Source organism: Pontibacter ummariensis (assembly GCF_900188175.1).
In the GTDB taxonomy this organism is placed as follows: domain Bacteria; phylum Bacteroidota; class Bacteroidia; order Cytophagales; family Hymenobacteraceae; genus Pontibacter; species Pontibacter ummariensis.
The window spans coordinates 258738-283304 of sequence record NZ_FZOQ01000002.1; the positions used below are offsets into that span (position 1 = coordinate 258738).

Annotated in this window: 19 protein-coding genes and 1 tRNA gene; 6 read left to right on the top strand and 14 right to left on the bottom strand. The window is 50.6% G+C overall.

The annotated features are described in order from the left end of the window. Window position 1 precedes the first annotated feature (1 nt). The 4 genes from CHB92_RS03165 to holA all read right to left on the bottom strand — a co-directional run bounded on the left by CHB92_RS03165 (window position 2) and on the right by holA (window position 7308). Window positions 2-1156: an HU domain-containing protein gene (locus tag CHB92_RS03165; RefSeq protein ID WP_089317716.1), complete on the bottom strand. Its 1155-nt coding sequence runs from the start codon at window positions 1154-1156 to the stop codon at window positions 2-4. Window positions 1157-1162: 6 nt separating this feature from the next. Then, window positions 1163-2851, bottom strand: a complete 1689-nt coding sequence (locus tag CHB92_RS03170; protein WP_089317717.1) for a TonB-dependent receptor — start codon at window positions 2849-2851, stop codon at window positions 1163-1165. A gap of 45 nt (window positions 2852-2896) precedes the next feature. Then, window positions 2897-6019: a tetratricopeptide repeat protein gene (locus tag CHB92_RS03175; RefSeq protein WP_089317718.1), complete on the bottom strand. Its 3123-nt coding sequence runs from the start codon at window positions 6017-6019 to the stop codon at window positions 2897-2899. Between the two features lie 242 nt (window positions 6020-6261). Next, a complete protein-coding gene (gene holA / locus CHB92_RS03180) occupies window positions 6262-7308 on the bottom strand; it encodes a DNA polymerase III subunit delta (protein WP_089317719.1) in 1047 nt (348 codons plus the stop codon). 263 nt (window positions 7309-7571) lie between these two features. Here holA and CHB92_RS03185 point away from each other — a divergent pair, with 263 nt between their 5' ends. Both CHB92_RS03185 and tyrS read left to right on the top strand, forming a co-directional pair. Further along, the gene (locus CHB92_RS03185; RefSeq protein WP_245842264.1) at window positions 7572-8726 is read left to right on the top strand and encodes a hypothetical protein; all 1155 of its coding nucleotides are present in this window, start codon (window positions 7572-7574) and stop codon (window positions 8724-8726) included. Window positions 8727-9045: 319 nt separating this feature from the next. Continuing rightward, window positions 9046-10350, top strand: coding sequence for a tyrosine--tRNA ligase (gene tyrS, locus CHB92_RS03190; RefSeq protein ID WP_089317720.1), 1305 nt, complete (start codon window positions 9046-9048; stop codon window positions 10348-10350). A 77-nt stretch (window positions 10351-10427) separates the two neighbouring features. Here tyrS and CHB92_RS03195 read toward each other — a convergent pair whose 3' ends face one another. Next, window positions 10428-10619: a histone H1 gene (locus CHB92_RS03195; RefSeq protein WP_089317721.1), complete on the bottom strand. Its 192-nt coding sequence runs from the start codon at window positions 10617-10619 to the stop codon at window positions 10428-10430. Window positions 10620-10725: 106 nt separating this feature from the next. Then, entirely contained in the window at window positions 10726-11964 is a 1239-nt protein-coding gene (locus CHB92_RS03200) for an aminotransferase class I/II-fold pyridoxal phosphate-dependent enzyme (RefSeq protein ID WP_089317722.1), read from the bottom strand. Window positions 11965-12167: 203 nt separating this feature from the next. Here CHB92_RS03200 and accC point away from each other — a divergent pair, with 203 nt between their 5' ends. After that, entirely contained in the window at window positions 12168-13673 is a 1506-nt protein-coding gene (accC, locus tag CHB92_RS03205; protein ID WP_089317723.1) for an acetyl-CoA carboxylase biotin carboxylase subunit, read from the top strand. Between the two features lie 117 nt (window positions 13674-13790). Here the strand turns inward: accC and bshB1 are convergent, their stop codons facing one another. The 8 genes from bshB1 to CHB92_RS03245 all read right to left on the bottom strand — a co-directional run bounded on the left by bshB1 (window position 13791) and on the right by CHB92_RS03245 (window position 22447). After that, window positions 13791-14510, bottom strand: a complete 720-nt coding sequence (gene bshB1, locus CHB92_RS03210; protein ID WP_089317724.1) for a bacillithiol biosynthesis deacetylase BshB1 — start codon at window positions 14508-14510, stop codon at window positions 13791-13793. 17 nt (window positions 14511-14527) lie between these two features. After that, window positions 14528-15577: a M23 family metallopeptidase gene (locus CHB92_RS03215; RefSeq protein ID WP_179222944.1), complete on the bottom strand. Its 1050-nt coding sequence runs from the start codon at window positions 15575-15577 to the stop codon at window positions 14528-14530. Between the two features lie 138 nt (window positions 15578-15715). Beyond that, window positions 15716-16654 carry a thioredoxin-disulfide reductase gene (gene trxB, locus CHB92_RS03220; protein WP_089317725.1) on the bottom strand — a complete coding sequence of 313 codons (939 nt, stop codon included), beginning with the start codon at window positions 16652-16654 and terminating at the stop codon, window positions 15716-15718. Between the two features lie 148 nt (window positions 16655-16802). After that, a complete protein-coding gene (locus CHB92_RS03225; RefSeq protein WP_089317726.1) occupies window positions 16803-17666 on the bottom strand; it encodes a sigma-70 family RNA polymerase sigma factor in 864 nt (287 codons plus the stop codon). A gap of 196 nt (window positions 17667-17862) precedes the next feature. Further along, the gene (gene pnp / locus CHB92_RS03230) at window positions 17863-20001 is read right to left on the bottom strand and encodes a polyribonucleotide nucleotidyltransferase (protein ID WP_089317727.1); all 2139 of its coding nucleotides are present in this window, start codon (window positions 19999-20001) and stop codon (window positions 17863-17865) included. 142 nt (window positions 20002-20143) lie between these two features. After that, the gene (rpsO, locus tag CHB92_RS03235) at window positions 20144-20419 is read right to left on the bottom strand and encodes a 30S ribosomal protein S15 (RefSeq protein WP_089317728.1); all 276 of its coding nucleotides are present in this window, start codon (window positions 20417-20419) and stop codon (window positions 20144-20146) included. Window positions 20420-20531: 112 nt separating this feature from the next. Beyond that, window positions 20532-21944 (bottom strand): LptF/LptG family permease, encoded by a 1413-nt coding sequence (locus CHB92_RS03240; protein ID WP_089317885.1) that lies wholly within the window; start codon window positions 21942-21944, stop codon window positions 20532-20534. 98 nt (window positions 21945-22042) lie between these two features. Continuing rightward, complete coding sequence (locus CHB92_RS03245; protein WP_089317729.1) at window positions 22043-22447, bottom strand: START-like domain-containing protein; 405 nt, start codon at window positions 22445-22447, stop codon at window positions 22043-22045. Window positions 22448-22583: 136 nt separating this feature from the next. Here CHB92_RS03245 and CHB92_RS03250 point away from each other — a divergent pair. The 3 genes from CHB92_RS03250 to CHB92_RS03260 all read left to right on the top strand — a co-directional run bounded on the left by CHB92_RS03250 (window position 22584) and on the right by CHB92_RS03260 (window position 24091). Then, window positions 22584-22657: transfer RNA gene (locus CHB92_RS03250), tRNA-Met, on the top strand. A gap of 328 nt (window positions 22658-22985) precedes the next feature. After that, window positions 22986-23396 carry a hypothetical protein gene (locus CHB92_RS03255; RefSeq protein WP_089317730.1) on the top strand — a complete coding sequence of 137 codons (411 nt, stop codon included), beginning with the start codon at window positions 22986-22988 and terminating at the stop codon, window positions 23394-23396. A 455-nt stretch (window positions 23397-23851) separates the two neighbouring features. Beyond that, window positions 23852-24091 (top strand): hypothetical protein, encoded by a 240-nt coding sequence (locus CHB92_RS03260; RefSeq protein WP_089317731.1) that lies wholly within the window; start codon window positions 23852-23854, stop codon window positions 24089-24091. Window positions 24092-24567 lie beyond the last annotated feature (476 nt).

Below are 24567 nucleotides of genomic sequence, written 5' to 3' on the forward strand. Positions count from 1 at the left end.
GTTAGTAATTAAGTACCCAAAGTGTTTCTCCGTATTTCTTTCTGTAAGTCGTTAGCGCTGCCTGCGCTTCGGTCGCATTATCAAAATCAGCCACCGATACCCGGTACAGTTTGCTGCCTGGGTAAGGCACCAGTACTTTTGCCTCGTTGCCTTTTTTGCTGAGTGCCTCACGGCCAATCTCTGCCAGATCCTGGCGAGAGTACCCGCCTGCTATGATATAATAACGACCTGTCTTCGTGTTAATTGTTGGCTTTTCTGGTTTAGTTACTTCTGGTTGTGCAACTGCAACTTCCTCTTTAACCGCAGCTATAGATGCCTGCTCTTCAACCTCATACACTTCGTTGATAGAAGCACTAGTTGCAAAGCCCGGAATAATCAGTTCCTCACCCATCGCTCGCCACTCCTCTTCCTCCTCTACAGGGACAGCAGACACAGGAAGGATTCCTTTGTAAGAACTCATGCGCTCCGCTTCGGTTACTGGCACATAGCCCGCCGCATAATGGTTAAATGATACAGGCCCCGCAGTGCTGTAGGTGCCGCTAAACAATACCATCGGGTTCAGGCTGCCCAGGTTATAATCTGTCTGGATAGACAAGAGGTAAAGGGCTGAGGCTGTAAAACCAGCCAGCGCCAGACCTGCCGCCACATTATATACCCGCTTCAGGCGCTTGCGCACTGGCATCGGTTCCTTCTCCTGCTGCCGCTCTTTGATCAGCGTACGCAGTACGGCAGGTTCCTCTACCCGGATTGGTCTGACTGTTAACTCCGGTAACCCAAAGCTTGCCTCCAGCATGTTGTCGCTCTCCACGTGCTCAAACTCCAAGCGGCTTTCCTCGTTGTAGCGGAACACGCCGATGTCTGATAACTCGAATCGTTTCTCGGCATGCAGGTGAGCTTTTGCCTGGTGCACAAACGCTGCCACCAGTTGCTGTGCCTCTGCCTTCGTGATCCCGTTCTGATGCGCGATCGTGCTAATGAGCAGACCATCGTTCAGCACCAGTTTCTCGTTGAAGGCTATCTTCTTCGAGGGCGGGGCAAAGGTGTGCTTCACGGGGTTGATCCGGGCCGACACGTAACGTGTGATCAGTCCGCCAAACTCAGGGATGATGACACAGTCGTGATCGTAGAGCAGTGTCTTGATATGTGTTGCAACCATAGGCACTTAGAATGAGTAGGTAACGCCTCCTATCAGATTTATACTTTTGTTCGGGTAATTTACAAACCTTTCGTATTTCCGGCCCAACAGGTTATTTGCCATCAGGAACACCGTAAAGTTATTCGTGAAGCGGTAATCTGCCTTTAGGTTCAGGTCCACGATCGCATCGGTCTCGCGAAGCACTGATGTTCCGTCCGGGCGGTAAATACGGCCGTATGAGCTCCCAATATAGTAAAGTTCCGAATTAAAGAGAATCTTATCGTAGAAGTTGTAGGTGCCGTAAATGCTTGCCATCAGCTCCGGACGGTGGAAGGGTTTCTCCAACTCAGCTATGTTATACTGGTTATAGTCAGCCTTTACGCCCAACCGTACTTCGTCGGAATAATTAAAAGAAGCTTCCGCATAAATATTCAGCACGTTGGTGACCCCATCATCATATATTAACTCAAACTTGGTGGAGTCGGCGCGGGAATTATTATAGAAGTACAGGTTACGGAAATTCTGATAAGCGACCCGGCCGTTCAGTTGCACATAGTTCGCCACGTTCGCCTGGAAACCACCGTATACTTCCAGCCCTTTGTTGATATCGGCTACCTGCAGGTTAGGTGCCAGGAAAGGGTTTTCCTGTGTCAGCTGATATAAAGTAACCCTTTCTAAGTCGCCTCCTAAGCCCGCATATACCAGCAAGTTGCCTTTTACAGGTTCTGCCGCAATCCGTACGATCGGGTATATATTAAACTGACGGGCATCATGGATGGTATCGCCGGTATAGGCCACTTTAGCTCCTAAGGTAAGCCGGAACGCATTCAGCTGACGCTGGTAAGCGGCATCCAGCTCCACAAAATTACGGCTGGTGGTGGCAGAGTCCTGGTAAGAGAGAAAGGACAGGTCCAGGTCTGCCTTAAACGCCGACTCTTCGTCTATCGCATACTGCGTCGCCAGGGTCAGCCCCAGGTTGCGCTCACTCAGGTCAAAGCGGTCGTTCAGGTACCGGAACGCCGCCGCTCCCCGGTACTGTAAGGGAGCGTCGGACGTCTGGTTGTGCAGAAACGCCTCTGCTTCCACCCGGTTATATACCTGACGAATAGAATCTCTGTCTATCGTTGTTTCGAGCGAAGGTGTATAGCCATAGAAGTGATACTTATCCCGGGCGTACTTTGCACTACCCCCAACGGTCAGGTCGCCCAGATAGCGTTCGCCATGCGCGCTGATCCTGCTGTTAGCTACCGCAGAGTTTCCTTTGTCTACCGGACCTCTCGCCGATGAGATGTGACTAACCGCTGCTCCGTAGGCTCCCTCTTCGCTGCGTTTGTTATGAAAGTAGCCCTGCAGATATAAGGTACCGTAGTTCCCGATGCCTCCCTTCACATAGTTGCCATACAGCTTCATCAGCTCGTCCTGCTTTATTGTCAGGACCCGCATCTGTAGTTCTATGTCCTGAGACGGCAGGCGGTAGTCCACAAAGCGGTAATGCACGTTGCGGTCTCCGGTTTCCGGAGGAGCCACCTGAAATTTAGAGAAGTTGCGCGCTGCCTGTGGCAATTCAATCACGCGGTTCTTCTCCACTACCACTTCGGCGTCTTCCAGTTTGGCACCCTCTCCCCAGCCTTGTGTCTGTGCCTGTGCGTTGTTAAGATAGCTGTACCCTACACTCAGTACGATGGCAAGCGAGGCTAATCTTAGTTTATTTTTCATGATAATGATCCTGTTCTAAAATAATCTGGTATTCTGATCCTCCGCTTACTCTTGTTGGGTAGAGTCGTTGGCCGGGGCCGAGTTAATGTTTAAGGTATCGCTGTTGGGTGCCAGGTTTTGCTGGGGCACGCTCTCTACCTGCTGCTGGTCGGCATTCGTCTTTTTCCCCTCCAGCTTGGCCAGCTTCTGCTTCGCCTCAGCTACAATCTCTTGGTTCGGAGCGTTTTCGATGATAGAGTTCAGTGTTGCCTTGGCCTGGAACATCTCATTTTGAGCGGCATAGTTGTCAGCTATGATCAGGAAGGTCTTACCCAGCCAAAAGTCATAGTTCGCGTACTTGTTGTTATACTCAAAGGCCACGTCCAGCGACTCCTGGTACTTCTTCTGCTTGTGTAGGATCTCGGCGATCAGATACTGCGCCTCAGCGCCGTTAATGTCAGAGGCGGACTTCACGGTCTCCCGCAGCTCTGTCAGGGCCTGTTCCAGGTTGCCCTGGGCATAAGAGGCTTTGCCTCTGTATAGCAGCGCTGAGTTATACGCATTAAGGGACGCATTCCCCTGGCTGATCAGTTCGTTGGCCATGCGCTTGGTGGCGGCATAGTCATTGGTGCGGAAGTAGCTCAGCATTAAACCCGTCAACGCGGTCTGCTGCTCTTTGCGGTTTGTGGCCAGGTCACGCAGGCGGCTATAATACTGTATGGCCTCCTTGTAGTTCTTCGCTTCAAAATACAGGTCTGCCACACGCTGTATGGCACGGTTCACGTATTCCGACTTATTCTCTGCGATCACATCTTTCATGTGCTGCACGCCCAGCTGCGTTTTGTTCTGACGCAGGTAAGAGTCTGCCAGGAAGTAGCGGGCATCCGGCAAGAACTTGCTCTTAGGGTAAGCTTTGATGTATGCCTCGAGCTTTGTTGCCGCCTGGTCGTACTTCTGGTTGAAGTACAGGGTTCTTGCCGCTTCGTACTCAATGCTTTCCAGCGCGCTGCTTTCCGGGTTTGCTGCCTTATACTTATCCAGGTACTGGTCAAATTCGTTGCTCCTGTTCTCAGTGCCAAGCACCTCCTGTAAGCTATACAGGGCACCGCTTGCTACTTTAGAGCCCGGGAACTCATCCAGCACGCGTTTCTGGTCGGCAATGGCCAAGTCATACTGCTTTAAGTTCGAGTAAGCCGTACCCCGTTTCTGCAAAGCATTTGGCACTAATTTGCTGTCAGGCTGCTTTGAGATCAGGTTCGTAAAGCCACTCACCGCCGCCTGGTAGTTACCGGATTCATAATCGATCAAGGCCCGCTGATACAGGGCATCATCTACATAGCGTGAGGTAGGGAACTTGGAAACTAGCCCTTCGAGCGTACTTTTAGCAATGTCATTACGCCCAAGGATGCTTAGCACCACCCCTTTCTGAAACTGGGCATAGTCCCGGTCAGGAGAACTGGAGGCAATCACCCGCTCGTACAGGTTCAGGGCCTCGAGGTAGTTCTTGTTCACATAGTAGGTGTCCGCCAGGCGAACCGTCGCATCGTTGTAGTTCGGGTTACTTGGCTGAATCGCGTCCAGATAGGCCTTAAAGTGTGTCAGGGCCTTGTCGTACTGCTTGGTGTTGAAGTAAGCATAGCCAATGCCATAGCGCGACTTTGTGTAGTAATCTGTTTTGGCTGTTGGTGCCGTACGGAACACGGCAGCGTAGCTGTTGATGGCGTCATCGTAGCGGTTACCGATAGAATAAGCCTCGCCTTTCACAAAGTGGCTGGCAGCCGTTACCTCTTTATCGTAAGGGTACTGCAGCGACTTGTCCAGCATCTGCACCGCCTGCGGAAACTTCGCATCGTTGAACAGGTTAACCGCGTGGTGGTACGTTACCCGCTGGTAGGTTTGCAGGATACGCCAGCTTTTCTTCTCCAAGCCCTCAATATGGCGAATCGCATCGGCATAGTTGTTTGAACTGAAGTAAGCTTCGCTCAGCAATTTGTCTGCCTCTTCGCCTTGTTCAGAATCCGGGTAGTTTTTGTTGAACTCAGCCAGCGCGTTGATCACTTCCCGGAAGTTACCCAGGTCGTAGCTTACCTGCGCATACTTTAGGGTGGCCGCCTCGGTCACGTCCTTGTCCTGGTCATTTTTGCGGGCCTGGTCAAAAGCCGTTAAAGCAAACTGTTTGTTGTTCTCCTTTAAGTAGCTAAGGCCAAGGTAATAAGCCGCGTTCTGCCCCAGGGAGTCCTTCTTCAGCGCGATCTCTTTAAAGTTGGCTATCGCGTTCTTGTAGTTGTTGTTCTTGTAGTCGGTCAGCGCAATTTTGTACTGCACGACTGGCTCCAGGGAGCGCTTGCCCGAAGCAAACTTGCTGAAGTACTTCTCCGCCTCTTTGTAATCCGCTTTCTGGTAATACGCATCCCCCACCAGCAAGGCAATCTCATCTGCCTGCTGTACGGCTGGTTTTCTTGCCAGGGCCGCTTCGCCATAGCGTATCACTTCATAAATGTCGTTTTCCTTGTACAGGATCTCGGTGATCATATACGGCACGATACTGGCATAGGCCTCGTTCTTCTCCGCTATCTTCAGGTCGGCTTTAGCCGCTGCATAATCCCCTTTACGGTAAGAGATATAGCCGGCATAGTAGTTAGAAGCATAGGCAAAGCGGTGCTCGTCTTTCCGGAAGCCGGTCGTTTTGTTCTTATCAAACCAGATCTTGGCGTTGTCAAAATCCTTTGTCGCAAAGTAGGAGTAGCCCAGCTTGAACTCCAGCTCGTTGTTCTGCTTGATGCTCAGAAGATGCGTCGGGGCGTCCTTCAACAGCTCCACTGCTTTCTTGTAGTCCTTCTGGTCAAAGTAGTACAGGCCCAGCTCGTAATTGGCCAGCGCTGTTTTGGGGTGCGTCGGGTAATCGCGCACGAAATTGAGGACGAGCTGCTCTGCGTCCGGATGCAAGAGGTACAAGCCGCTTAGGGCATAGTAATACTGCGCGTCCGCCGTTCTGGCATTGTCTCCCATCAGCTCGATGTACTTACGGAAAGCTTCCTGCGCCGGGCCATACTTTGCCCGGTCAAAGAGCTCCAGGCCCTCGTGGAAGTACCTCTCCTCTGAGTTAAACACCTGCGTGTGTTGTGCCGCCACCACGTGCGAGCCACCCGCTAATACAGAAGCAAGTGCTACTTTGTAAGCTATCTTCATATTTTTATTTGCCCCGGAAGGCCACTCAAATTGTTCTGGACTGAAAGTTATTAATAAGCTTTACAAAGGGCGAACCACTACGTTTAAGCCTAACAACTAGTTTCAAAGTTAGTAAAATTTAGAAAGCGATTGTTCCGATCGCCGTATTTCTACTAGCAAAGATATTACCAAATATGGCGCAGCAACTATATAATGAGGGCGCCTCCGGTAATATTGTATCTGTGGATAAAAATAGCGGCAGCTTAGGAAGCCATCGCCCGGGGCACCGGGTGTAAGATTTTGAAAACCAGCTCACGGAGAATGTCTGCTTCTGACATGTCCCCCCCTGTTATACCTTTTACCTGCATATCGGCCACTCTTATAAAATGAATGACATCGGCGCAGCGCTGCAGCGGGAATACCCGGAGTGCCTGCATGTACTCCTTAACCAAAAAGGCCCGGTTGCCCAGGCTTTTCCGTAAACCCGCCTCCGACTTGTCGGCAGCAACGTGGAGGCTCAGAAGCTTTGTAAAAAAAGAAAACAGCAGCGACAGGTTCGGGATCAGGGGGTTGTTCTTGGGGTTGGCCTCGAAGTAATGAATGATGCGGTTGGCCTTTAACGCGTCCCGGGCAATCAGGGCAGATTGCAGCTCAAAGATGTTGTACTCCTTGCTGATACCCACGTTCTCCTGCACTAACCCTTCATCTATCGTCGCGCCCGGCTTCAGGTTAATCAGCAGCTTGTCGATCTCGTTGGAAAGCCTGGACAGATCCGACCCGATAAACTCACTCAAGAGCAGCACTGCCTGCTGGGTAGCTTTCATACCCTTGCTTTTAAGGTAGTTGTTTACCCACGCCGGCACCTGGTTGTCGTAAAGTTTCTTGGTCGTGAGCAGTACGGCATGTTTGCTCACCGCCTTGGCCAGCGCCTTGCGTCCGTCCAGTGTTTTGTGCTTGTAACAGAACACCAGTATGGTGGAGGCAAGCGGGTGCTGCAGGTATGCTTCCAACTGCCGCATCCCCTCCTCCTTCTCGATGTCCTGGATGCTCTGCGCTTCTTTCACGATCACGACCGACTTATCCGACATCATCGGGAAGCGCTTCGCCTGCAGCAAAACCGTTGAAAGGTCTACATCCTTGCCATACAACACCACCTGGTTAAAGCCTTTCTCATGCTCCTGCAGGGCATGCTCTTCGATGTAGTCGGCAATCAGATCAATGTAATAGGATTCCTCGCCCTGCAGAAAATATACGGGGGCAAACTGCCGTTTCTGTAGTTGTTCGAGGATGCCTTCGGGTGTATGGGCCATAGCGGTTGGTTTGTGGTAGTCTGCTGCTTCCGGAAAGCAGCCATAAGCTAATTAGCTGTTACCTGTTTGTGGACAGATGGCTTCTACTGCCTTCCTCCTACAAATTTATAGTATCAAAGCCAATTTAGCGTATAAATAAAACAGGAATAGCTTTAACTGTTTAAAACCGAACCGATCGGGAAACATTGCTGTTCCTACAGAAGAAAGCCACCGCAGGATTGCGCTGTTGCTACCCTGTTTCGTCATACATGCAATACAAGCACATGATTTCGTCCTATCATACCGGCACCCTCTGGCAACAGCGGAAGCAGGCCAGGCGCTTTGTGCACCAGCTGGCCTTTTGGGCACTTGCCCTCTTGTTGCTGACAACGCTTTTATCAGCGAATCAGTCAGCCAATGATATTGCACCAATCATTTTACAGGAAACACCTTTCCCCTTTACAGCCAAGGAGTTTTACATTGAAAGCATAGTAGATGAGCGGGAGGACCGTAAGGCGGTCGCTTACCTCCTGCCTCCTACTGCAAGTGGGGGTAATTCCCCTGTAGCTGCCCAGCCAGTCGACTTACGGGGAGGAGGCCTGCAAGGAGTGCGCCAGTTTATTCAGAAAGGCATACCCCGGAATACCAGGCTGCGCCCTGTCGTGCTGCGCTTACAAGAGTACAAGGTAACCGAAAAAGCCGGTGAAAAAGGCCGTGTGAAAGGTGAGGCTGTTGTTTCCATCACTTTTGAGCTACAAGGCAACGGAGAAACGATTCCCCTCACAAGCTACAAAGGCGGCGTACGCTACGACCGGCCTGCCAGTCAGCTGAACGCCGTAGAACCAGCCTTGCGCCAGTCTTTGCTAGGTTCCCTCTCCTACTTTAACACCTGGATGGAACAGAAAGCCGGGTCAGACCCAAGGCTAGCCAGGGGTATCAAGGTGATCTTTTCAGATTATGCGCCCAACTCTGCCGGTGATACCGTTTTCTACGTGCCTGACCGCCCCCTGACGTGGGATGACTTTACGGGCAGCCCCTCCAAGCCCAGCAAGTTTGCGGCGGCAGTGTTCCCCAGCTTTTCTTATGCGGGCAGAACCGAGGTGGTGGACGGCATCCTGCACCTGTACCTGGACATGAAGGTGTACGTGTTGCAAAGCTCTTCCTGGGTTAAAGGAAGTAAAGACGCCTACGGCCTGGCGCACGAACAAAGGCACTTCGACATTGTAAAACTGGTGGCCGAGCGTTTCAAGCAGAAAATAAAGCCGGAAATTCTATCTGTGACAGACTATAACAGCATCATCCAGTACCACTTCATCGAATCATTCCGGGAAATGAACAAGCTGCAGGAGCAGTACGATGCCGAAACACAGCATGGCCTGAATAAGCAAGCGCAGGAAGAGTGGAACAGGCGGATTACAGCCGAGCTAGGGAAGCAATAGACAACTAAGGGAATAGAGAGCCCTTCTTCCTGTACTGATATACGGTTAATTAGAAGCATCATAGATCAGACAGATTCTTCTATTAGTTGAAGCACCTAGGCCTCCTGTAGTAGTAAATTAGTACGATGACTTGTAGGGCGCATCCTTTGCTACACCGATTGCACGTACTGCCGTTCCATAGGTGTATGCTTACCTGGCAGCCACAAACAAAATATAAGACAGCAGATATTTGCACAAGCCCTGGGGCAATCCCCGCCTTCCCAACGTCAATCTGGCAACTCTTTTTTATATTTGCCTAGAACAGACGATTTAGGACTAGATGAACCTTATTGAAGAATTACGCTGGAGAGGCATGCTCCATGATTTCATGCCGGGCACGGAAGAGCAATTAGCCGCAGAAATGACAACGGGTTATATCGGTTTCGACCCAACGGCAAAGTCACTGCATATTGGCAACCTTGCAACCATCATGCTACTAGTGCACCTGCAGCGTGCGGGGCACAAGCCTGTTGCCCTGGTAGGAGGCGCCACCGGTATGATCGGTGACCCTTCCGGCAAGTCAGCAGAACGTAACCTGTTGTCGGAGGATGTGCTGCGTGAGAACCAGTTAGGCATTAAGCAGCAGCTGGAGAAGTTCCTGGATTTTAACAGCGGGGTCAACTCGGCCGAAATGGTCAACAACTACGATTGGTTTAAGGAGTTCAGCTTCCTTGGCTTTTTGCGTGAGGTGGGCAAGCATATCACCGTGAACTACATGATGAGCAAAGACTCCGTGAAGAAGCGCATTAATGCGGATGAAGAAGGCGACCGTGCCGAAGGACTTTCTTACACGGAGTTCGCGTACCAACTCATACAGGGCTATGACTTCTACCACCTTTACAAAAACAAAGGGGTAAAACTGCAGATGGGCGCCTCTGACCAGTGGGGTAACATCACGACCGGCACGGAGCTCATCCGCCGCATGGATGGCGGCAAAGCCTATGCTTTGGTGGGTAAGCTTGTAACCAAATCGGATGGTACTAAATTTGGCAAGTCTGAGGGCGGCAATGTATGGCTCGACCCTAACCTGACCTCCCCGTACAAGTTCTACCAGTTCTGGCTGAACCTCTCTGACGAGGAGGCCGAGAAGCTAATAAAGGTCTATACCCTGCTACCACAGGACGAGATCCAGAAAATAACAGAAGAGCACAACCAGGCGCCACATTTACGGGTGTTACAAAAAGCCTTAGCTAAGGATGTTACAATTCGCGTGCATTCCGAAGAGGAGTATAATTCTGCTGTAGAAGCCTCAGAAATTTTATTTGGAAAAGGCGATCTGGAGACCCTGAAGGGCCTTCGGGAGGACGTTTTGCTATCTGTGTTCGAGGGAGTGCCCCAAATCGAGGTAAGCCAGGAAAGTTACGCCGGTGCTGCTACGGTTACGGATCTGTTGTCGGAGCTTACAGGCGGCCAGATCTTCGAGTCGAAAGGCGAGGCGAAGCGCATGATCAAGAATGGCGGCGTTAGCGTGAACCGGCAGAAGGTGCAGGGTGCCGACGACGCCGTTGATTTTGAATTGCTGCAAGGCAAGCACCTGGTGGTACAGAAAGGCAAGAAGAACTACTTCCTTGTTTCAGTCAAATAACAGCATATCAAACACTTACAATAAAAAAGGTGATCATTTCTGATCACCTTTTTTATTTATTGTCTGCCTTAGTAAGACTATTTTGTCTCAGCCTGGCTGTTCTTGATGTCCTGAACTTCCTTGCGGATGTCCTGAGCCATGTTCTTCAGGTCCTGCATGCCTTTACGTACGCGAGTACCGGCAGCGGCATTACCTTTGTCGTAGAACTTTTCGAAGTCGCTTTCCAGAGACATCACAAGATCCTTGAGTTTGCTAAAGTTGTTGTTCATTAGAGCTACTATTAATAGTGAAACATATGATTTTATTGCTCTAATATACACATTTCATGAAAACAAGCAAAAATTAAGGATTTTTAATATATGGCTTTACAGCCCGCTAGGCGGTAACTGCGGGGCTTGCGTACAAGCCTTTATCCAATTTTTGTGCAATTTTTTCGAAAGCCGCAATTGTCTCCTTCACGTCGTCCAAGGTATGGGCTGCCGTCGGGATGAGGCGCAGCATAATCACATCTTTTGGCACCACCGGGTACACCACGATAGAGCAGAAGATGTTGTAGTTCTCCCGCAAATCCAGCGTCAGCTGTGTTGCATCCGGAATCTGGCCGTTCAAAAACACCGGCGTTACAGGCGACTCAGTTGTACCTATATTGAAGCCTTTTTCACGCAGGCCGCTCTGCAGGGCATTCACTACCTCCCACAGTTTGTCTTTCAGCTCCGGCTTCGCGCGCAGTAGCTCCAGGCGCTTCAGGGCACCCACTACCAGTGGCATTGGCAGCGACTTGGCGAAGATCTGCGAACGCATGTTGTAGCGCAGGTACTCTACCACCTGCTCGTTAGAAGCCACAAAGGCTCCGATGCTGGCCATAGACTTGGCAAAGGTAGAGAAGTACACGTCGATCCCGTCCTGCACCCCCAGGTGCTCTCCAGTACCGGCGCCGGTCTTCCCCATCGTGCCGAAGCCGTGGGCATCGTCTACCAACAGGCGGAAGTTGAATTTCTCTTTCAAAGCCACCACCTCGCGCAGCTTGCCAAGGTTGCCAGACATACCGAATACACCTTCTGTGATCACCAGGATGGCACCACCGGTGTTCTCCGCCCAGCGAGTAGCACGCTCCAGCTGTTTCTCCAGGCTCTCCATGTCGTTGTGCCCGTAAACGAAACGCTTGCCCTGGTGCAGGCGCACGCCGTCTATGATACAAGCGTGAGACTCGGCATCGTAAACAATCACATCGTGGCGGTCGACCAAGGCATCAATAATAGACACCACTCCCTGGTAACCGAAGTTCAGCAGCAAGGCATCCGGCTTCTGCACGAACTCTGCCAGCTCTGCCTCCAATTGCTCATGCAAGTTAGAGTTACCGGACATAATACGCGCTCCCATCGGATAAGCCATCCCCCACTCTGCTGCAGCTTCCGCGTCTGCTTTCCGCACTTCCGGGTGGTTAGCAAGTCCCAGGTAGTTGTTCAGGCTCCAGGTAAGCACTTCCTTTCCTCTAAACCGCATGCGAGGGGCAATTTCACCCTCCAGTTTAGGGAATGTAAAGTAACCGTGCGCATAGTGCGAGTGGCTGCCTAGCGGGCCTCTGTTGGTCAACAACTTTTCAAATAAATCCACTTGTGTAATAATTAAGTTATCTGGATAATTTCTAACACATCAAAATGCCGTTCAAACATTATAAGGCATAATGCGAAGCAAAGTTAAAATTTATTCGACTCATATACAATCAATGTCCTATACTCATAGCGGTTTTTAGGAACCTTGTTTTTATTTTCGGTGCAAAATGTTTTCTTTGACGAGAACTAAAACAGAGCGTCTGCATGAGAAAAATAAATAAGATACTGGTAGCCAACCGGGGAGAAATCGCGCTGCGGGTTATGCGCACAGCTAAAGAAATGGGTATTAGAACGGTAGCTATTTACAGCGAGGCAGACCGAAACGCCCTGCACGTGCGCTTTGCCGACGAGGCTGTCTGTGTGGGTGGTCCAAAGTCCAGCGAATCCTACTTGCGCGGAGACGTTATTCTGGACGTATGCAGGCAACTCCAGGTGGACGCAATTCACCCTGGCTATGGTTTCTTATCAGAGAACGCAACTTTCGCCGCGAAGGTTAAAGAAGCAGGCTTTATTTTTATCGGCCCCTCGCCGGAGGCCATTGAACTGATGGGCAGCAAACTGGCCGCAAAGGCTGCGGTGGCGCGCTACCATATCCCCATGGTGCCCGGCACCGAGCATGCCATCACAGATGTTGAGGAAGCGAAGCAGATTGCCCAGCAGGTGGGCTTCCCGATCCTTATTAAGGCCAGCGCCGGTGGTGGTGGCAAGGGCATGCGGGTGGTTGAAGACGTTGCCTCCTTTGAAGAGCAGATGCGCCTGGCGGTAAGTGAGGCTATCTCGGCCTTCGGAGACGGCGCTGTCTTTATCGAAAAATACATCGGCTCACCCCGCCATATCGAGATACAGGTGCTGGGCGACACCCAGGGGAACATTGTTCACCTGTTCGAGCGGGAGTGCTCGATACAGCGCCGCCACCAGAAGGTGATTGAGGAGGCTCCTTCCTCTGTCCTTACGCCCGTCCTGCGCGAAGAAATGGGCCGCTGTGCTGTAAACGTAGCCAAGGCATGTGACTATGTAGGGGCCGGTACCGTGGAGTTCCTGCTGGATGAGCAAAAGAACTTCTACTTTCTGGAAATGAACACCCGCCTGCAGGTAGAGCACCCGGTAACAGAGCAAATTACTGGTCTGGACATGGTAAAAGAGCAAATCCTGATCGCAGAAGGCCTCCCTCTTAGTTTTACGCAGGAGGACCTCCAGATACAGGGGCACGCGCTGGAACTACGCGTTTACGCCGAAGACCCTGCCAATAACTTCCTTCCCGATATTGGCAAGCTGGAGACCTACAAGCGGCCGCAGGGCCTGGGTGTGCGGGTTGACGACGGCTTTGAACAGGGTATGGATATCCCGATCTACTACGACCCAATGATCGCCAAACTCGTAACCTTTGGAAAAGACCGCCAGGAGGCGATCGACAAAATGCTGCGCGCGATTGACGAGTACCAGATCACCGGCATTGAGACAACGCTCCCCTTTGGGAAATTTGTGCTGCAACACGAGGCTTTTGTAAGCGGCGACTTCGACACGAAGTTCATAGAGCGCTACTTCAACCCAGAGGTGCTTTCCTTAGAGGCCGGTGAAACAGCACAGGAAATAGCGGCCGTGTTAGCTGCCACCTTGTTAGAAGAAAAGAAGGCTCCAAAGGCAGCCTCCGCCCCTGCCCCGACCTCCACTAGTAGCGGTTCCAGTTGGTTTAGAAACCGGACAAAATAGTTTTAAAAGAAGAACAGGTAAAAAGCCAGGGCATATAATAATACCCTGGCTTTTTACTTGTTAATTAAATACAGGCCTTGAAGGTAAGCGCCTGTTTTATCTTTACGCAGTTTCCTTTTAAATAAGGTCAAAGAGGTTTTTCACGCCAATATACCGTTCTTTGGTAAAGCCTTCGCCATAAGTTACCCCAATGGCATGGCCCAGCTCCTTCGCCCGCGCTTCTATAAAGTCCAGAAACTCCGGGGAGGAAATATAGGTATTCGGCGAATCATCCTTTGGATTATAGAACTGCGATTTAAAAGCTCTGATCGCCTGCATCTTCTCTGCCCAGTAAGGCGTGACATCCACCACGAGATCCGGCACAAGGAGCCGGTCCTGTATAAAATGGTACACTACCTTCGGTCGCCAGGCTTCCTGCTGTTTGCCATTTTCATCGGTGGTAGGGATCATCTTCAGCCCTGCCTTAAAGCAGGATTCCGAAACAAGATCCGAGCCCCTGCCATGGTCCGGGTGACGGTCGTACACAGCATTCATGATCACGATCTCCGGCCGGTACTGGCGTATCTTTTGAATGACCTGCAGCTGATGCTCCCGGTCGTTCCGGAAAAAGCCATCTGCCATGCCCAGGTTGTCACGAATCCCGATGCCCATTACGGCAGCAGCATCCTTCGCTTCCTGCAGGCGGCCTTCCGGTGTTCCTCTGGTGCCCAGCTCCCCCTCCGTCAGGTCCACAATGCCGACCTTCTTCCCGGCTTTCACATGAGCTATCAGCGTTCCGGCGCAGCCCAGTTCAATATCATCCGGGTGAGAGGCAAAAGCCAGTATGTCTAATTTCATGTTCTCTTCTCTTAAGATTACTTGATGCGCAGCGATTTGCCGATACGCAGGGTAGTACGGCTACTGATTCCGTTTAGCCTTGTGATCTGCCCCACCGAAACCCCGTACTTCTTCGCGATGCCAGATAAGGTGTCTCCACTCTTTACGCGGTGGTAAACCGTGCGCCTGCCTCCGCTTACGCTGCCGCTGGATGCCCGGTTATTATAATTGAACAGGGCCGAGGTGATCTGGAAGTTATCGCCCTTCAGCAAGTAATCCGGGAAATCGTACAGGTGCTCGGGGTCAAGCGGGTTCCCCTGGTAGCGCACCTCGTAGTGCAGGTGCGGACCAGAACTACGCCCTGTGCTACCGCCCAGGCCGATCAGCTCGCCTGCCTTCACATATTGCCCTGGCTGCGCAATGGCTTTGCTCATGTGCCCGTACAGGGTCTCCAGGCCGTTGTAATGACGTACCACGATGTAATTGCCATAGCCCCCGCCATCCCACTTGTTAATACGTATAACGCCGTCAAAGGCGGCAAAAATGGTGTCCCCTGTGTTAAGGTCTATGTCCGTGCCATAATGCCAGCGGCCGCCCCGCGCGCCGAAGTGGCTTGTGATAGGCGTGCTTTCCAGGGGCATGTTGTAGTCTCTGTTCTGGGTAGGATCGTACAGCTTGATGTCCACCGTATCCTTCAGTTTGCGGCTGTCCATCTTGTAAGGGTTCAGGTTGTGCGTATCCCAGATCGCATAATACCCGGCTATCTTGATCCAGCTGGAGTCTAGCAGTACCTCCTCAGACATCTCCACAATGTGCTGCTCGCCCAGGTCCAGCTCAGACGTGTCTTCGCTTACGATGGAAAGCTCCTTCTTAGGGTTGAACAAGATAGACTTCTCGGCGTCAGAGTCCTCGTCCGGAAAGTCTTCGTACTTGATCAGGACGGTGGTGTCTGGCCTTACGTACTGGATTTTGGGTGTTTTTACCTTAAACAGGTCTTTCACTTTACTTTGCGCCCATACGTCTCCGGATGATCCTAGTAAAAAGAGCGTAAACAGTGCAAAAAATAAGGGTGCTTTTATCTTTGACATTTGCATCAAATTTGGCTGTGCTACTCTCTCCGCAACACAATTCGCTTCTTTAAACTGCAGCACAGCCATTTTATTGTGATACATCCAACACCACTTTTTCCGTGAAAGTGCGCGTAGAATGTGCGAAACCGCTTTTTGTTAGTGCAAATTTAACGCGGCCAGGTAACGCTCTGCATCCAAGGCAGCCATACACCCGGAGCCAGCCGCTGTAACTGCCTGGCGGTAGGTAAAGTCCTGTACATCGCCGCAGGCAAACACCCCATCCACGTTTGTTTTAGAGGTGCCCGGAATGGTACGGATATAGCCGTTCTCATCCAGCTTCAGGTAGTCTTTGAAGATAGCGGAGTTTGGCTCGTGCCCAATGGCTACAAAAAATCCTTTCGCCGGAATCTCCCGCGTCTCATTTGTCACCAGGTTCTTCACGCGCACAGCTTCTACTGCGTGCTCGCCAAGGATCTCATCCGTCACGGTATTCCACAGGATCTCGATGTTCTTCGTGTTCTTCACACGCTCCTGCATGATGGTGGAGGCACGCATTTCATCGCGGCGTACCAGCATGTACACCTTGCTGCACAGGTTAGCCAGGTAAGTGGCTTCCTCAGCAGCCGTGTCACCAGCCCCTACAATTACGACATCCTGCCCACGGTAGAAAAAGCCGTCGCATACCGCGCATGCCGATACACCGCTGCCGTTCAACCGGGCTTCCGATTCCAGGCCCAGCCATTTAGCAGAGGCACCGGTAGAGATGATGACCGTATGGGCTTCAATCACCTTGGAATCATCTATTGTTACTTTGTGCGGTTTGGACGAGAAATCCACGGAAGTGGCAATGCCATAGCGCACATCCGTGCCAAAACGCTCGGCCTGCTTCTTAAAGTCTTCCATCATCTCAGGCCCCATAACTCCCTCTGGGTAACCGGGATAGTTCTCCACATCGTTTGTAATGGTTAACTGCCCGCCTGGCTGCAGCCCCTGGTACAGGACAGGACTAAGGCCGGCACGGGATGCATAGATGGCAGCTGTATACCCGGCAGGTCCCGATCCGATGATCAGGCATTTTACTCTTTCTATTTCCATTCTGATCTATTCTTTTGAAATTCGGTTGCAAGTATACAAAAAATCTATGCCTCTGCCTGCATCTAAGTTCGCAAAAAGGCGTATACAACCGCTCTTAAAAAGAAAGCCCTGGCTTTTGGCCAGGGCTTGTAAGTTCTTTTCTGTCCTGTTAGCCTAAGTACGGCTTCAAGGCTTTGCTTCTGGATGTATGGCGAAGTCTGCGGATCGCTTTCTCCTTGATCTGACGTACGCGCTCGCGTGTCAGGTTAAACTTCTCGCCGATCTCCTCCAAAGTAAGAGAATGCTCACCGTTTAGTCCAAAGTACAGGGTAATGACATCAGCCTCGCGCTTGGTTAGGGTAGAAAGCGCACGCTGCACCTCTTTGCGCAGTGAGTCGTTCATCAAGCCCATGTCCGGCGACTCTTCGTCTTCGTTCTCGAGTACGTCCAAGAGGCGGTTCTCCTCTCCTTGCACGAAAGGAGCATCTACCGACACGTGACGACCAGAAATCTTCAGTGTGTCCACTACCTCAGCGGTAGTAAGTTCAAGCACTTCGGCGATCTCTTCAGGAGACGGCTCACGCTCAAACTTTTGCTCAAGCTCTGAGAAAGATTTAGAAATCTTGTTCAGGGACCCCACACGGTTCAGCGGCAGACGCACAATGCGTGACTGCTCTGCCAAAGCCTGCAGAATCGACTGGCGGATCCACCAAACAGCGTATGAGATAAACTTAAAGCCTCGTGTCTCATCGAATCGCTTTGCAGCCTTGATGAGACCCAGGTTACCCTCGTTGATAAGGTCGCCCAAAGAAAGGCCCTGGTTCTGGTACTGCTTTGCAACTGATACCACAAATCGAAGGTTGGCTTTTGTTAGCTTCTCAAGAGCAAACTGATCTCCCTCTCTAATTCTCTGCGCCAGCGACACCTCTTCGTCTGGAGTAAGCAAATCTACTTTACCAATCTCTTGTAAATATTTGTCAAGCGATTGGCTCTCACGGTTTGTAATCTGTTTGCTTATCTTGAGTTGTCTCATCAGAGTATAATGTTATAGCAAAAAATGTGAAAATTAAAAATTTGGCTTGGTGTCTGAACAACAGAAAATCGTGCAAAGTTCTGACATCCTTTAAATATAATCAAGATGTGCAGGTGCAGCGACTAAAGAAACTCTTGGCACCATGTCTTTAACCAAAGCCAGGCACCAAGAGTTCTAAAAATGTTAGAATATGCTACTATTTCTGCTCAGATTCGCCAGGTTTAGGTAAGGCAGCTTTGCGAGACAACTTAAACTTACCTGTTTTCTTATCGATATCGATGAGTTTTACCTTCACTTCTTCTCCGATCTCCAGCACGCCGTCCATCGTTTCGAGGCGCTCGTGCTTGATCTCAGAAATATGCAGCAAGCCATCTTTGCCCGGCATAAACTCTACGAAGGCACCGTATGGCTGTACTGACTTCACCTTGCCGATGTACACTTCGCCTACTTCCGGCTGCGCCACAATGCCTTTGATCTTAGACACCGCACTGTTCATGGCATCCTGGTTGCTGGCGAAGATGTTTACGTGGCCTTTCTCATTCTTCTCTTCGATAATGATGGTCGCGCCCGTATCCTTCTGTATCTGCTGGATCACTTTACCGCCTGGTCCGATCACCGCACCGATAAACTCCTTATCGATTACCATGTTGAAGGAACGTGGGGTATGTGGTTTGTAGTCCGGGTTAGGAACTTCAATGGTTTTAGCCATCTCATTCAGGATGTGCAGGCGTCCTGCATTTGCCTGCTGCAGCGCCTGGCTCAGGATCTCATACGATAAGCCACGCACCTTGATGTCCATCTGGCAGGCGGTAATCCCGTCTTTTGTACCGGCTACTTTAAAGTCCATGTCGCCCAGGTGATCTTCGTCGCCTAGGATGTCAGACAATACCGCCCATTTTCCGGTCTCCGCGTCTGTGATCAGACCCATCGCAATACCGGAAACAGCGCCTTTTACCGGCACACCAGCGTCCATCAGCGCCAGGCTACCCGCACATACGGTCGCCATAGAAGATGAGCCGTTTGACTCCAGAATGTCAGAAACGATACGGATGGTGTATGGATTCTCCTCTTCCGGCGGAAGCACTTTCTTCAGGGCACGCAGGGCCAGGTTACCATGGCCTACTTCACGACGGCCTGGTCCGCGGTTTGGTCTTACCTCGCCGGTAGAGAAAGCCGGGAAGTTATAGTGCAATAAGAATTTATTCGTACCGGATACCATGGCGCTGTCGATCATCTGCTCGTCCAGCTTGGTACCCAGGGTTACTGTAGTCAGGGACTGCGTTTCGCCACGGGTAAAGATGGCGGAACCGTGCGTGGCTGGCAGGTAGTTCACCTCTGTCCAGATCGGACGGATCTCGTCCAGCTTGCGGCCATCCAGGCGAACACGGTCATTCAGCACCATGTTGCGCACCGCCTCTTTCTCCACGTCGTGGAAGTAAGTCTTGATCAGGCCCGTATCATAGGTGTGATCCTCTGGCAGCGAAGAAACGAACGCTTCTAAAACAGAGGCAAAGCCCTCTTTACGCTCTGCTTTGTTGGCGCTACCTCTTCTGGCTACTTCCAGTGCCTTTTCGTAGGTAGCGTCGTATACTTTCTGACGAAGTTCTTCGTCGTGCGTCTCGTGCGAGTAGGTACGCTTCACTGTTTTCCCTACCATTTCGGCAAGGTCTAACTGTGCCTGGCACTGTACTTTGATGGCTTCGTGCGCAAACTGGATTGCCTCCAGCATTTCCGCCTCAGACACCTCGTTCATTTCACCTTCCACCATTACCACGCTGTCGATAGAAGCACCGATCATCAGGTCAATGTCTGCCCGCTGCAGGTCTGTTACGTTCGGGTTGATCACGAGCTGGCCGTCAATACGCGCCACACGCACCTCAGAGATAGGGCCATTGAAAGGAATGTCGGACACGGCCAGGGCGGCAGAGGCAGCGAGCGCTGCCAAGGCATCCGGCATGATCTCTGTATCGGCAGAGATCAGGTTGATGGTCATTTGTGTTTCGGCATGGTAGTCATCCGGGAACAGCGGGCGCAGTACGCGGTCTACCAGGCGCGACACCAATACTTCATAGTCAGATAGTCTAGCTTCTCTTCTCAGGAAACCACCGGGGATTTTACCGGATGAGGCAAATTTCTCCTGGTAGTCAACCGAAAGTGGCAAGAAGTCCACCCCTTCACGGGCATCTTTGTTAGAAACAACGGCTGCAAGCAGCATGGTATTTCCCATTTTCACTACCACAGAGCCGTCTGCCTGCTTGGCAAGCTTCCCAGTTTCAATTGTGATCTCCCGACCGTCCGGGAGCAGTATCGTTTTGTTAATCGCGTTGTATGGCATCTTCAGTTTTCTTTAACATCAAAAAGACAGGGCTACCCATTGTGGCCGCTGTCGGTATTGGCAATAGAGGAAGGGAAGGGGGTGCTATAAAAAAGATTAGGGAATTCCTGACTAAAGAATTCCCTAACAAAGTATAAGCAGCTTACTTACGGATACCTAGCTCGGCAATAATCGCTCTGTATCGCTCAATATTGTTTTTCTGCAGGTAGTTCAGCAATCTTCTTCTCTTACCTACAAGCTTCAGAAGGCCAAGACGCGTGCTGAAGTCCTTTTTGTGAACTTTCAGGTGCTCTGTCAGGTCAGCGATGCGCGTCGTGAAAAGCGCAATCTGTGATTCTGCTGATCCTGTATCAGCCTTTGTCTTCGCGAAGCCGTGCTTTTCGAAAATTTCTTGTTTCGCTTCAGTGGTTAATTTCATTGCGTAAAAATATCAATCTAGGTTTTATCTTGCCACTCTTATTATACAAGCCACAAAGGTATATAAATTACTTTTACAAAAAAATATTTACTTCATCTTTGTAGGGCAACTGCTACAGTTTGTTGCGGCGCAGGCGCGTCACCAGCTTACGCCAGAAGTCTACTTCCAGTAAGCTGGAATCGCTGCGGGCCTGGTACAGGAAGAAAAGGCCGATCGGCAACAGGACCATGTTGGCGGCCCAGAGCCCCGCTCCCACCGGCACGATGCCTTCCCGGGCCCACTTCTCCCCTAGTATCGACATCACATACATAAAGATGAAGAACATAATGGAGATGAGCACCGGCACGCCGAGCCCTCCCTTTTTAATGATTGCTCCCAGGGGTGCCCCGATCAGGAACATAATGATAATAGCGGCTGACTGCGTGTACTTTTTCCAGATCTCAATTTCGTAGTTATTGGCATCGCGCAGGGTGTTGTTCAGGCGCTCCACATAACTCGCCGTAAAGCTTTTGATGTTACGGGCCTTGTTCGTGGCCATGGCCAGTACCTCAGGGGTGGGCTTGGGCAGTTCCCGCTCCAGTGCCTTGCCCGTTAAACGTAAGCCGTTCTTCACGCTGCCGGTGTCGGCCTTAAAGTACATGTAAAACGGATCCACGTTCGGGGCATAGCGTGTTTCCTCACGGTCGGTATAGCGGCGCAGGGAGTCCGTCACCACCTTCAACTGTGAGATGTTCTTCATCATCTTATTGTCGGAGAAGAGCTCTTCGCGGGTACGGTCCAAGTTAAAGGAGGCCATGGACAGAACAATCTTGCTTTCGTCAAAGCGCTGGCGGGCAAACTGGTCGTTCGTGTTTCGGAAAGAGGCGTCGTTCTGGTCGATGTACGTATTGCCCCGGAATAACTCCAGGATGAGGTAATTGTCGTCGTAGGCCATGTACATCTCACCGGAGTCTGCCAGGATAACCGTGGTATTGGCCCCGCCCTTGGAGTGGTCGTAGATCATCACGTCGCGCAGCGTCTGCCCGTCGTTCAGCTTTTCGTTCACCTTAATGCTGTACCCCGGAATACCGTTGTAAAAGGCCCCCTCCTTAAAGTTCATGGCGGGTTTCTTCTGCCGGATGTCCCACAGCAGGCTATAGGCCTTTAGGTTGGCCTTCGGAACAATGTTGTTGTTGAAGAAAAAGGCGCCGATGGTGAGCAGCGACACAGCGATAAACACAGGGCGCAGGATGCGGGTAAGGGGGATGCCGGCTGTTTTGATTGCCGTGAGTTCGTGGTGCTCGCCCAGTGTACCAAAGGTCATAAGCGCTGACAGCAGCACGGCCAAGGGCAAGGCCACAGGCGCCATGTTCATACTGAAGTAAAACAGAAGCTCAGCAAACACCTCGGCTCCCAGGTCCTTCCCTACGAGCTCATCAAGGTACTTGAGCATGTACTGGGTGAGCAGTATGAACTCCACCACAGCGAATGTAAGTAAGAAGGGTCCTAAAAAGGCCCGAAGGATTAGCTTATCTAGTTTCTTCATGAGCAAAAAGCGGCGGTATACCAAAGTGATAACCCGCCTAAGCCTTGCTTAAGTTTCTCAAAAATCATGCAAAGATAAGCTTTCGGTACAGAAGCCTACTATCCTCCCACTATTTCACGCAAATTTTGCATCAGGTTGTCCCAGAGTTCCTCCAGTTCCTCCACGTCCTCCTCTTCGGTATAGTCCACCACCTTCAGGAATTGCTCCTGGGTTAGTTCGCTTGCCTCGATAGAGAAGTCGATATAAGAGGCGTCCGGCGTCGTGTTCTTATTCTGGTCCAGGAACAGGAAGCGCACCGAGCGGTTGGTGCGGTGGCTGGTCATCTCGGCAAAATGGTTGCGGCCGTCCCAGAAAAAATTGTATACTTTGTCCTCGTCCACGTTCACTTCGTCGCAAAACCATTGGGCCAGGCCGCTTGCTGTAGAGAGATAAGGGTAAAGAAGTTTTGCGGAAGCATTGATCGGGTACTCCCGAACAAATTTTGTCTTCGTAGCTCTCGTCATAATCAGGCTGTCTAAGTGTCTGAGTAAGTATAGTGTTTATTCTCCAAAGAATGTATATCTGAAAAATAAAATATTTTTTTTAGGAAAAGACGCTTGCATATTTCGAAATCTATCCGCTATATTTGCACCACAATTCGGCGGGGTAGCTCAGATGGTTAGAGCGCAGGATTCATAACCCTGAGGTCGGCAGTTCGATTCTGCTCCCCGCTACTAGAAGAAAAAGGCTTGCTGGTAACCCGGCAAGCCTTTTCTGCTTTACAGCCCTTCCCTGCTCTCCTTTTGTGGGTACTCCGCGCCTTCTTTAAGATGAGGAGCATTCTGCTACCTCTAACAGGCTTAGTACAGGCCGTCGCAACACAGGCTAAAGCACAAGGGGCATAAGTCAGCATAGCCTTTTCTTTGAAACCAAACGACAGCCTACACTTAGAAGCAGCAAGGAGGATGCGTGGCAAGCAGGTTATCAATAGAAAAAGTTGCGGTATGGAATTACTTTCTTAATTTTTCGCTTCTTTATGGAGTTAAGACAAGACACCATCTCATGATTATTCCCAATCCAATTATCAAACTAGATTATAATCCAGCCCAGGATGTTCTGGTTGTGGAGTGGCCTGACGTACACGAATATACAACAAGCCAGGCAGCCTATACCCTGGACATTATTGTTGAAACAGTAAAGCTGTACGATGTAAAGTACCTTCTCACAGACACGAGAAACGGTATTATTGATATCCCGGAAGCAAAGTACAAGGCGCTAATTCTAAGCTTTGCAAAGAGCCTGGCAACCACCCGCTTAAAGAAACTGGCACGGGTAGTAACAGCAAGCACACTACGCGAGAAACCTATTAACGAGGTCCGCCGAGAAGCACAGCTTGCAGTCCCGATTAAAAGCTTCGACAATGCGGAGGAGGCCCTGGCTTGGCTGGTGTCCGAAAAGTATGAACTCTCCTAACTTAGCAGCCCGGAACATCTACACTGTTAAATAACGCTGAAAAGCGAACCAGCCAGGTAGTGCAATAGCACCTCCTGGCTTTTATATTTTGTAGGTATTCATGAGAGGAATACGGAACGCAGGGAACTCGCAAAAAACAAAAAGGATGCACCACCCTTAAGTGCACCCTTTTAGCATTCCTATGTCTGGTATAACGTAGGCAATCATAAATGGTTATCTCAGCTTATTCCAGCACCCCTGCTGCTTCTGTTACTTTCCGTTAACAGAAATTTATTCCTTGCAACGACTCCCCCATTACGTAGAGCCAGCGATGAAAAGTATTTGTAGCCCACCCAGTTGAAAAGACCGCTGCCTCTAAGCAAACTTAAAATTCTTAGCGCTGAACAAATACGGATTATAAATATAAATACGTAGTTTTATGCCCCTGTATTTATACTTACCATATTACCGTTCCTATGAGCGAATTAAAGGAATTTTTAGACAAGCTGAGCGCTTGTGATTGCAATCTGGTTGTGCTAACGCTAATTAGTGCGAATCGGGTGTACTGCCGCCTTTTTAAAGACGGACAGTACATAGACAGAGTGTTTGTAAACGACCCGCTGATAGTAACAGAGCTTTATAAGCTCTGCGGTAGAGGAGAAGAAATAGATGCCGATGGGATCGCCAAGCTTCGACAGAAGTTTATAGCAGTTTAAGAAGCCAGGACCCGGCTGTTGCTGTAGCCGCTAAACACATCATAAAAGGCTTGCTGGTTATTCCAGCAAGCCTTTGTGCTTCTAACTGCCCCCAGAGAGACCCAGTAACAAGAAAGCCAGACAGCACCCTACTGCAAAGAGGAAAGTGACAAAAAATAAGTTTAAATTTCAACCCATTAGCTTATTGACCTTCCGTGTGTTACGTATAATACTTGTTGCTTTGCCATAGCGCGCCACCGCTAGTACACGGTGCTCAGGAGCTAAACCGCCTGTACAACCCGGCATGCACAGGACACTAAACCAAGCCGCCCTAACGACGGGAGGCTTCCAGGCATACACGTGAAGAGCCGGCTAGCTAGTTGCAGCTCACCTGTGGCAACTTACTTTGAAAGCTGCTGCAGATATATTATTTACAGTTTGCTTACCTAAACCTGAAATTTCCGTAAGCCGCTTTACATTGCCTTTCACAACTGAGG

What these genes read in the sequence shown, in the direction of transcription:
- CHB92_RS03215 (WP_179222944.1), bottom strand. Translation starts at nt 15,577, where the DNA reads ATGTCAAAGATAAAAGCACCCTTATTTTTTGCACTGTTTACGCTCTTT.
- tyrS (WP_089317720.1), top strand. Translation starts at nt 9,046, where the DNA reads ATGAACCTTATTGAAGAATTACGCTGGAGAGGCATGCTCCATGATTTC.
- accC (WP_089317723.1), top strand. Translation starts at nt 12,168, where the DNA reads ATGAGAAAAATAAATAAGATACTGGTAGCCAACCGGGGAGAAATCGCG.
- CHB92_RS03185 (WP_245842264.1), top strand. Translation starts at nt 7,572, where the DNA reads ATGATTTCGTCCTATCATACCGGCACCCTCTGGCAACAGCGGAAGCAG.
- CHB92_RS03245 (WP_089317729.1), bottom strand. Translation starts at nt 22,447, where the DNA reads ATGACGAGAGCTACGAAGACAAAATTTGTTCGGGAGTACCCGATCAAT.
- CHB92_RS03195 (WP_089317721.1), bottom strand. Translation starts at nt 10,619, where the DNA reads ATGAACAACAACTTTAGCAAACTCAAGGATCTTGTGATGTCTCTGGAA.
- pnp (WP_089317727.1), bottom strand. Translation starts at nt 20,001, where the DNA reads ATGCCATACAACGCGATTAACAAAACGATACTGCTCCCGGACGGTCGG.
- holA (WP_089317719.1), bottom strand. Translation starts at nt 7,308, where the DNA reads ATGGCCCATACACCCGAAGGCATCCTCGAACAACTACAGAAACGGCAG.
- trxB (WP_089317725.1), bottom strand. Translation starts at nt 16,654, where the DNA reads ATGGAAATAGAAAGAGTAAAATGCCTGATCATCGGATCGGGACCTGCC.
- CHB92_RS03255 (WP_089317730.1), top strand. Translation starts at nt 22,986, where the DNA reads ATGATTATTCCCAATCCAATTATCAAACTAGATTATAATCCAGCCCAG.
- CHB92_RS03165 (WP_089317716.1), bottom strand. Translation starts at nt 1,156, where the DNA reads ATGGTTGCAACACATATCAAGACACTGCTCTACGATCACGACTGTGTC.
- CHB92_RS03260 (WP_089317731.1), top strand. Translation starts at nt 23,852, where the DNA reads ATGAGCGAATTAAAGGAATTTTTAGACAAGCTGAGCGCTTGTGATTGC.
- CHB92_RS03170 (WP_089317717.1), bottom strand. Translation starts at nt 2,851, where the DNA reads ATGAAAAATAAACTAAGATTAGCCTCGCTTGCCATCGTACTGAGTGTA.
- CHB92_RS03240 (WP_089317885.1), bottom strand. Translation starts at nt 21,944, where the DNA reads ATGAAGAAACTAGATAAGCTAATCCTTCGGGCCTTTTTAGGACCCTTC.
- bshB1 (WP_089317724.1), bottom strand. Translation starts at nt 14,510, where the DNA reads ATGAAATTAGACATACTGGCTTTTGCCTCTCACCCGGATGATATTGAA.
- CHB92_RS03225 (WP_089317726.1), bottom strand. Translation starts at nt 17,666, where the DNA reads ATGAGACAACTCAAGATAAGCAAACAGATTACAAACCGTGAGAGCCAA.
- rpsO (WP_089317728.1), bottom strand. Translation starts at nt 20,419, where the DNA reads ATGAAATTAACCACTGAAGCGAAACAAGAAATTTTCGAAAAGCACGGC.
- CHB92_RS03175 (WP_089317718.1), bottom strand. Translation starts at nt 6,019, where the DNA reads ATGAAGATAGCTTACAAAGTAGCACTTGCTTCTGTATTAGCGGGTGGC.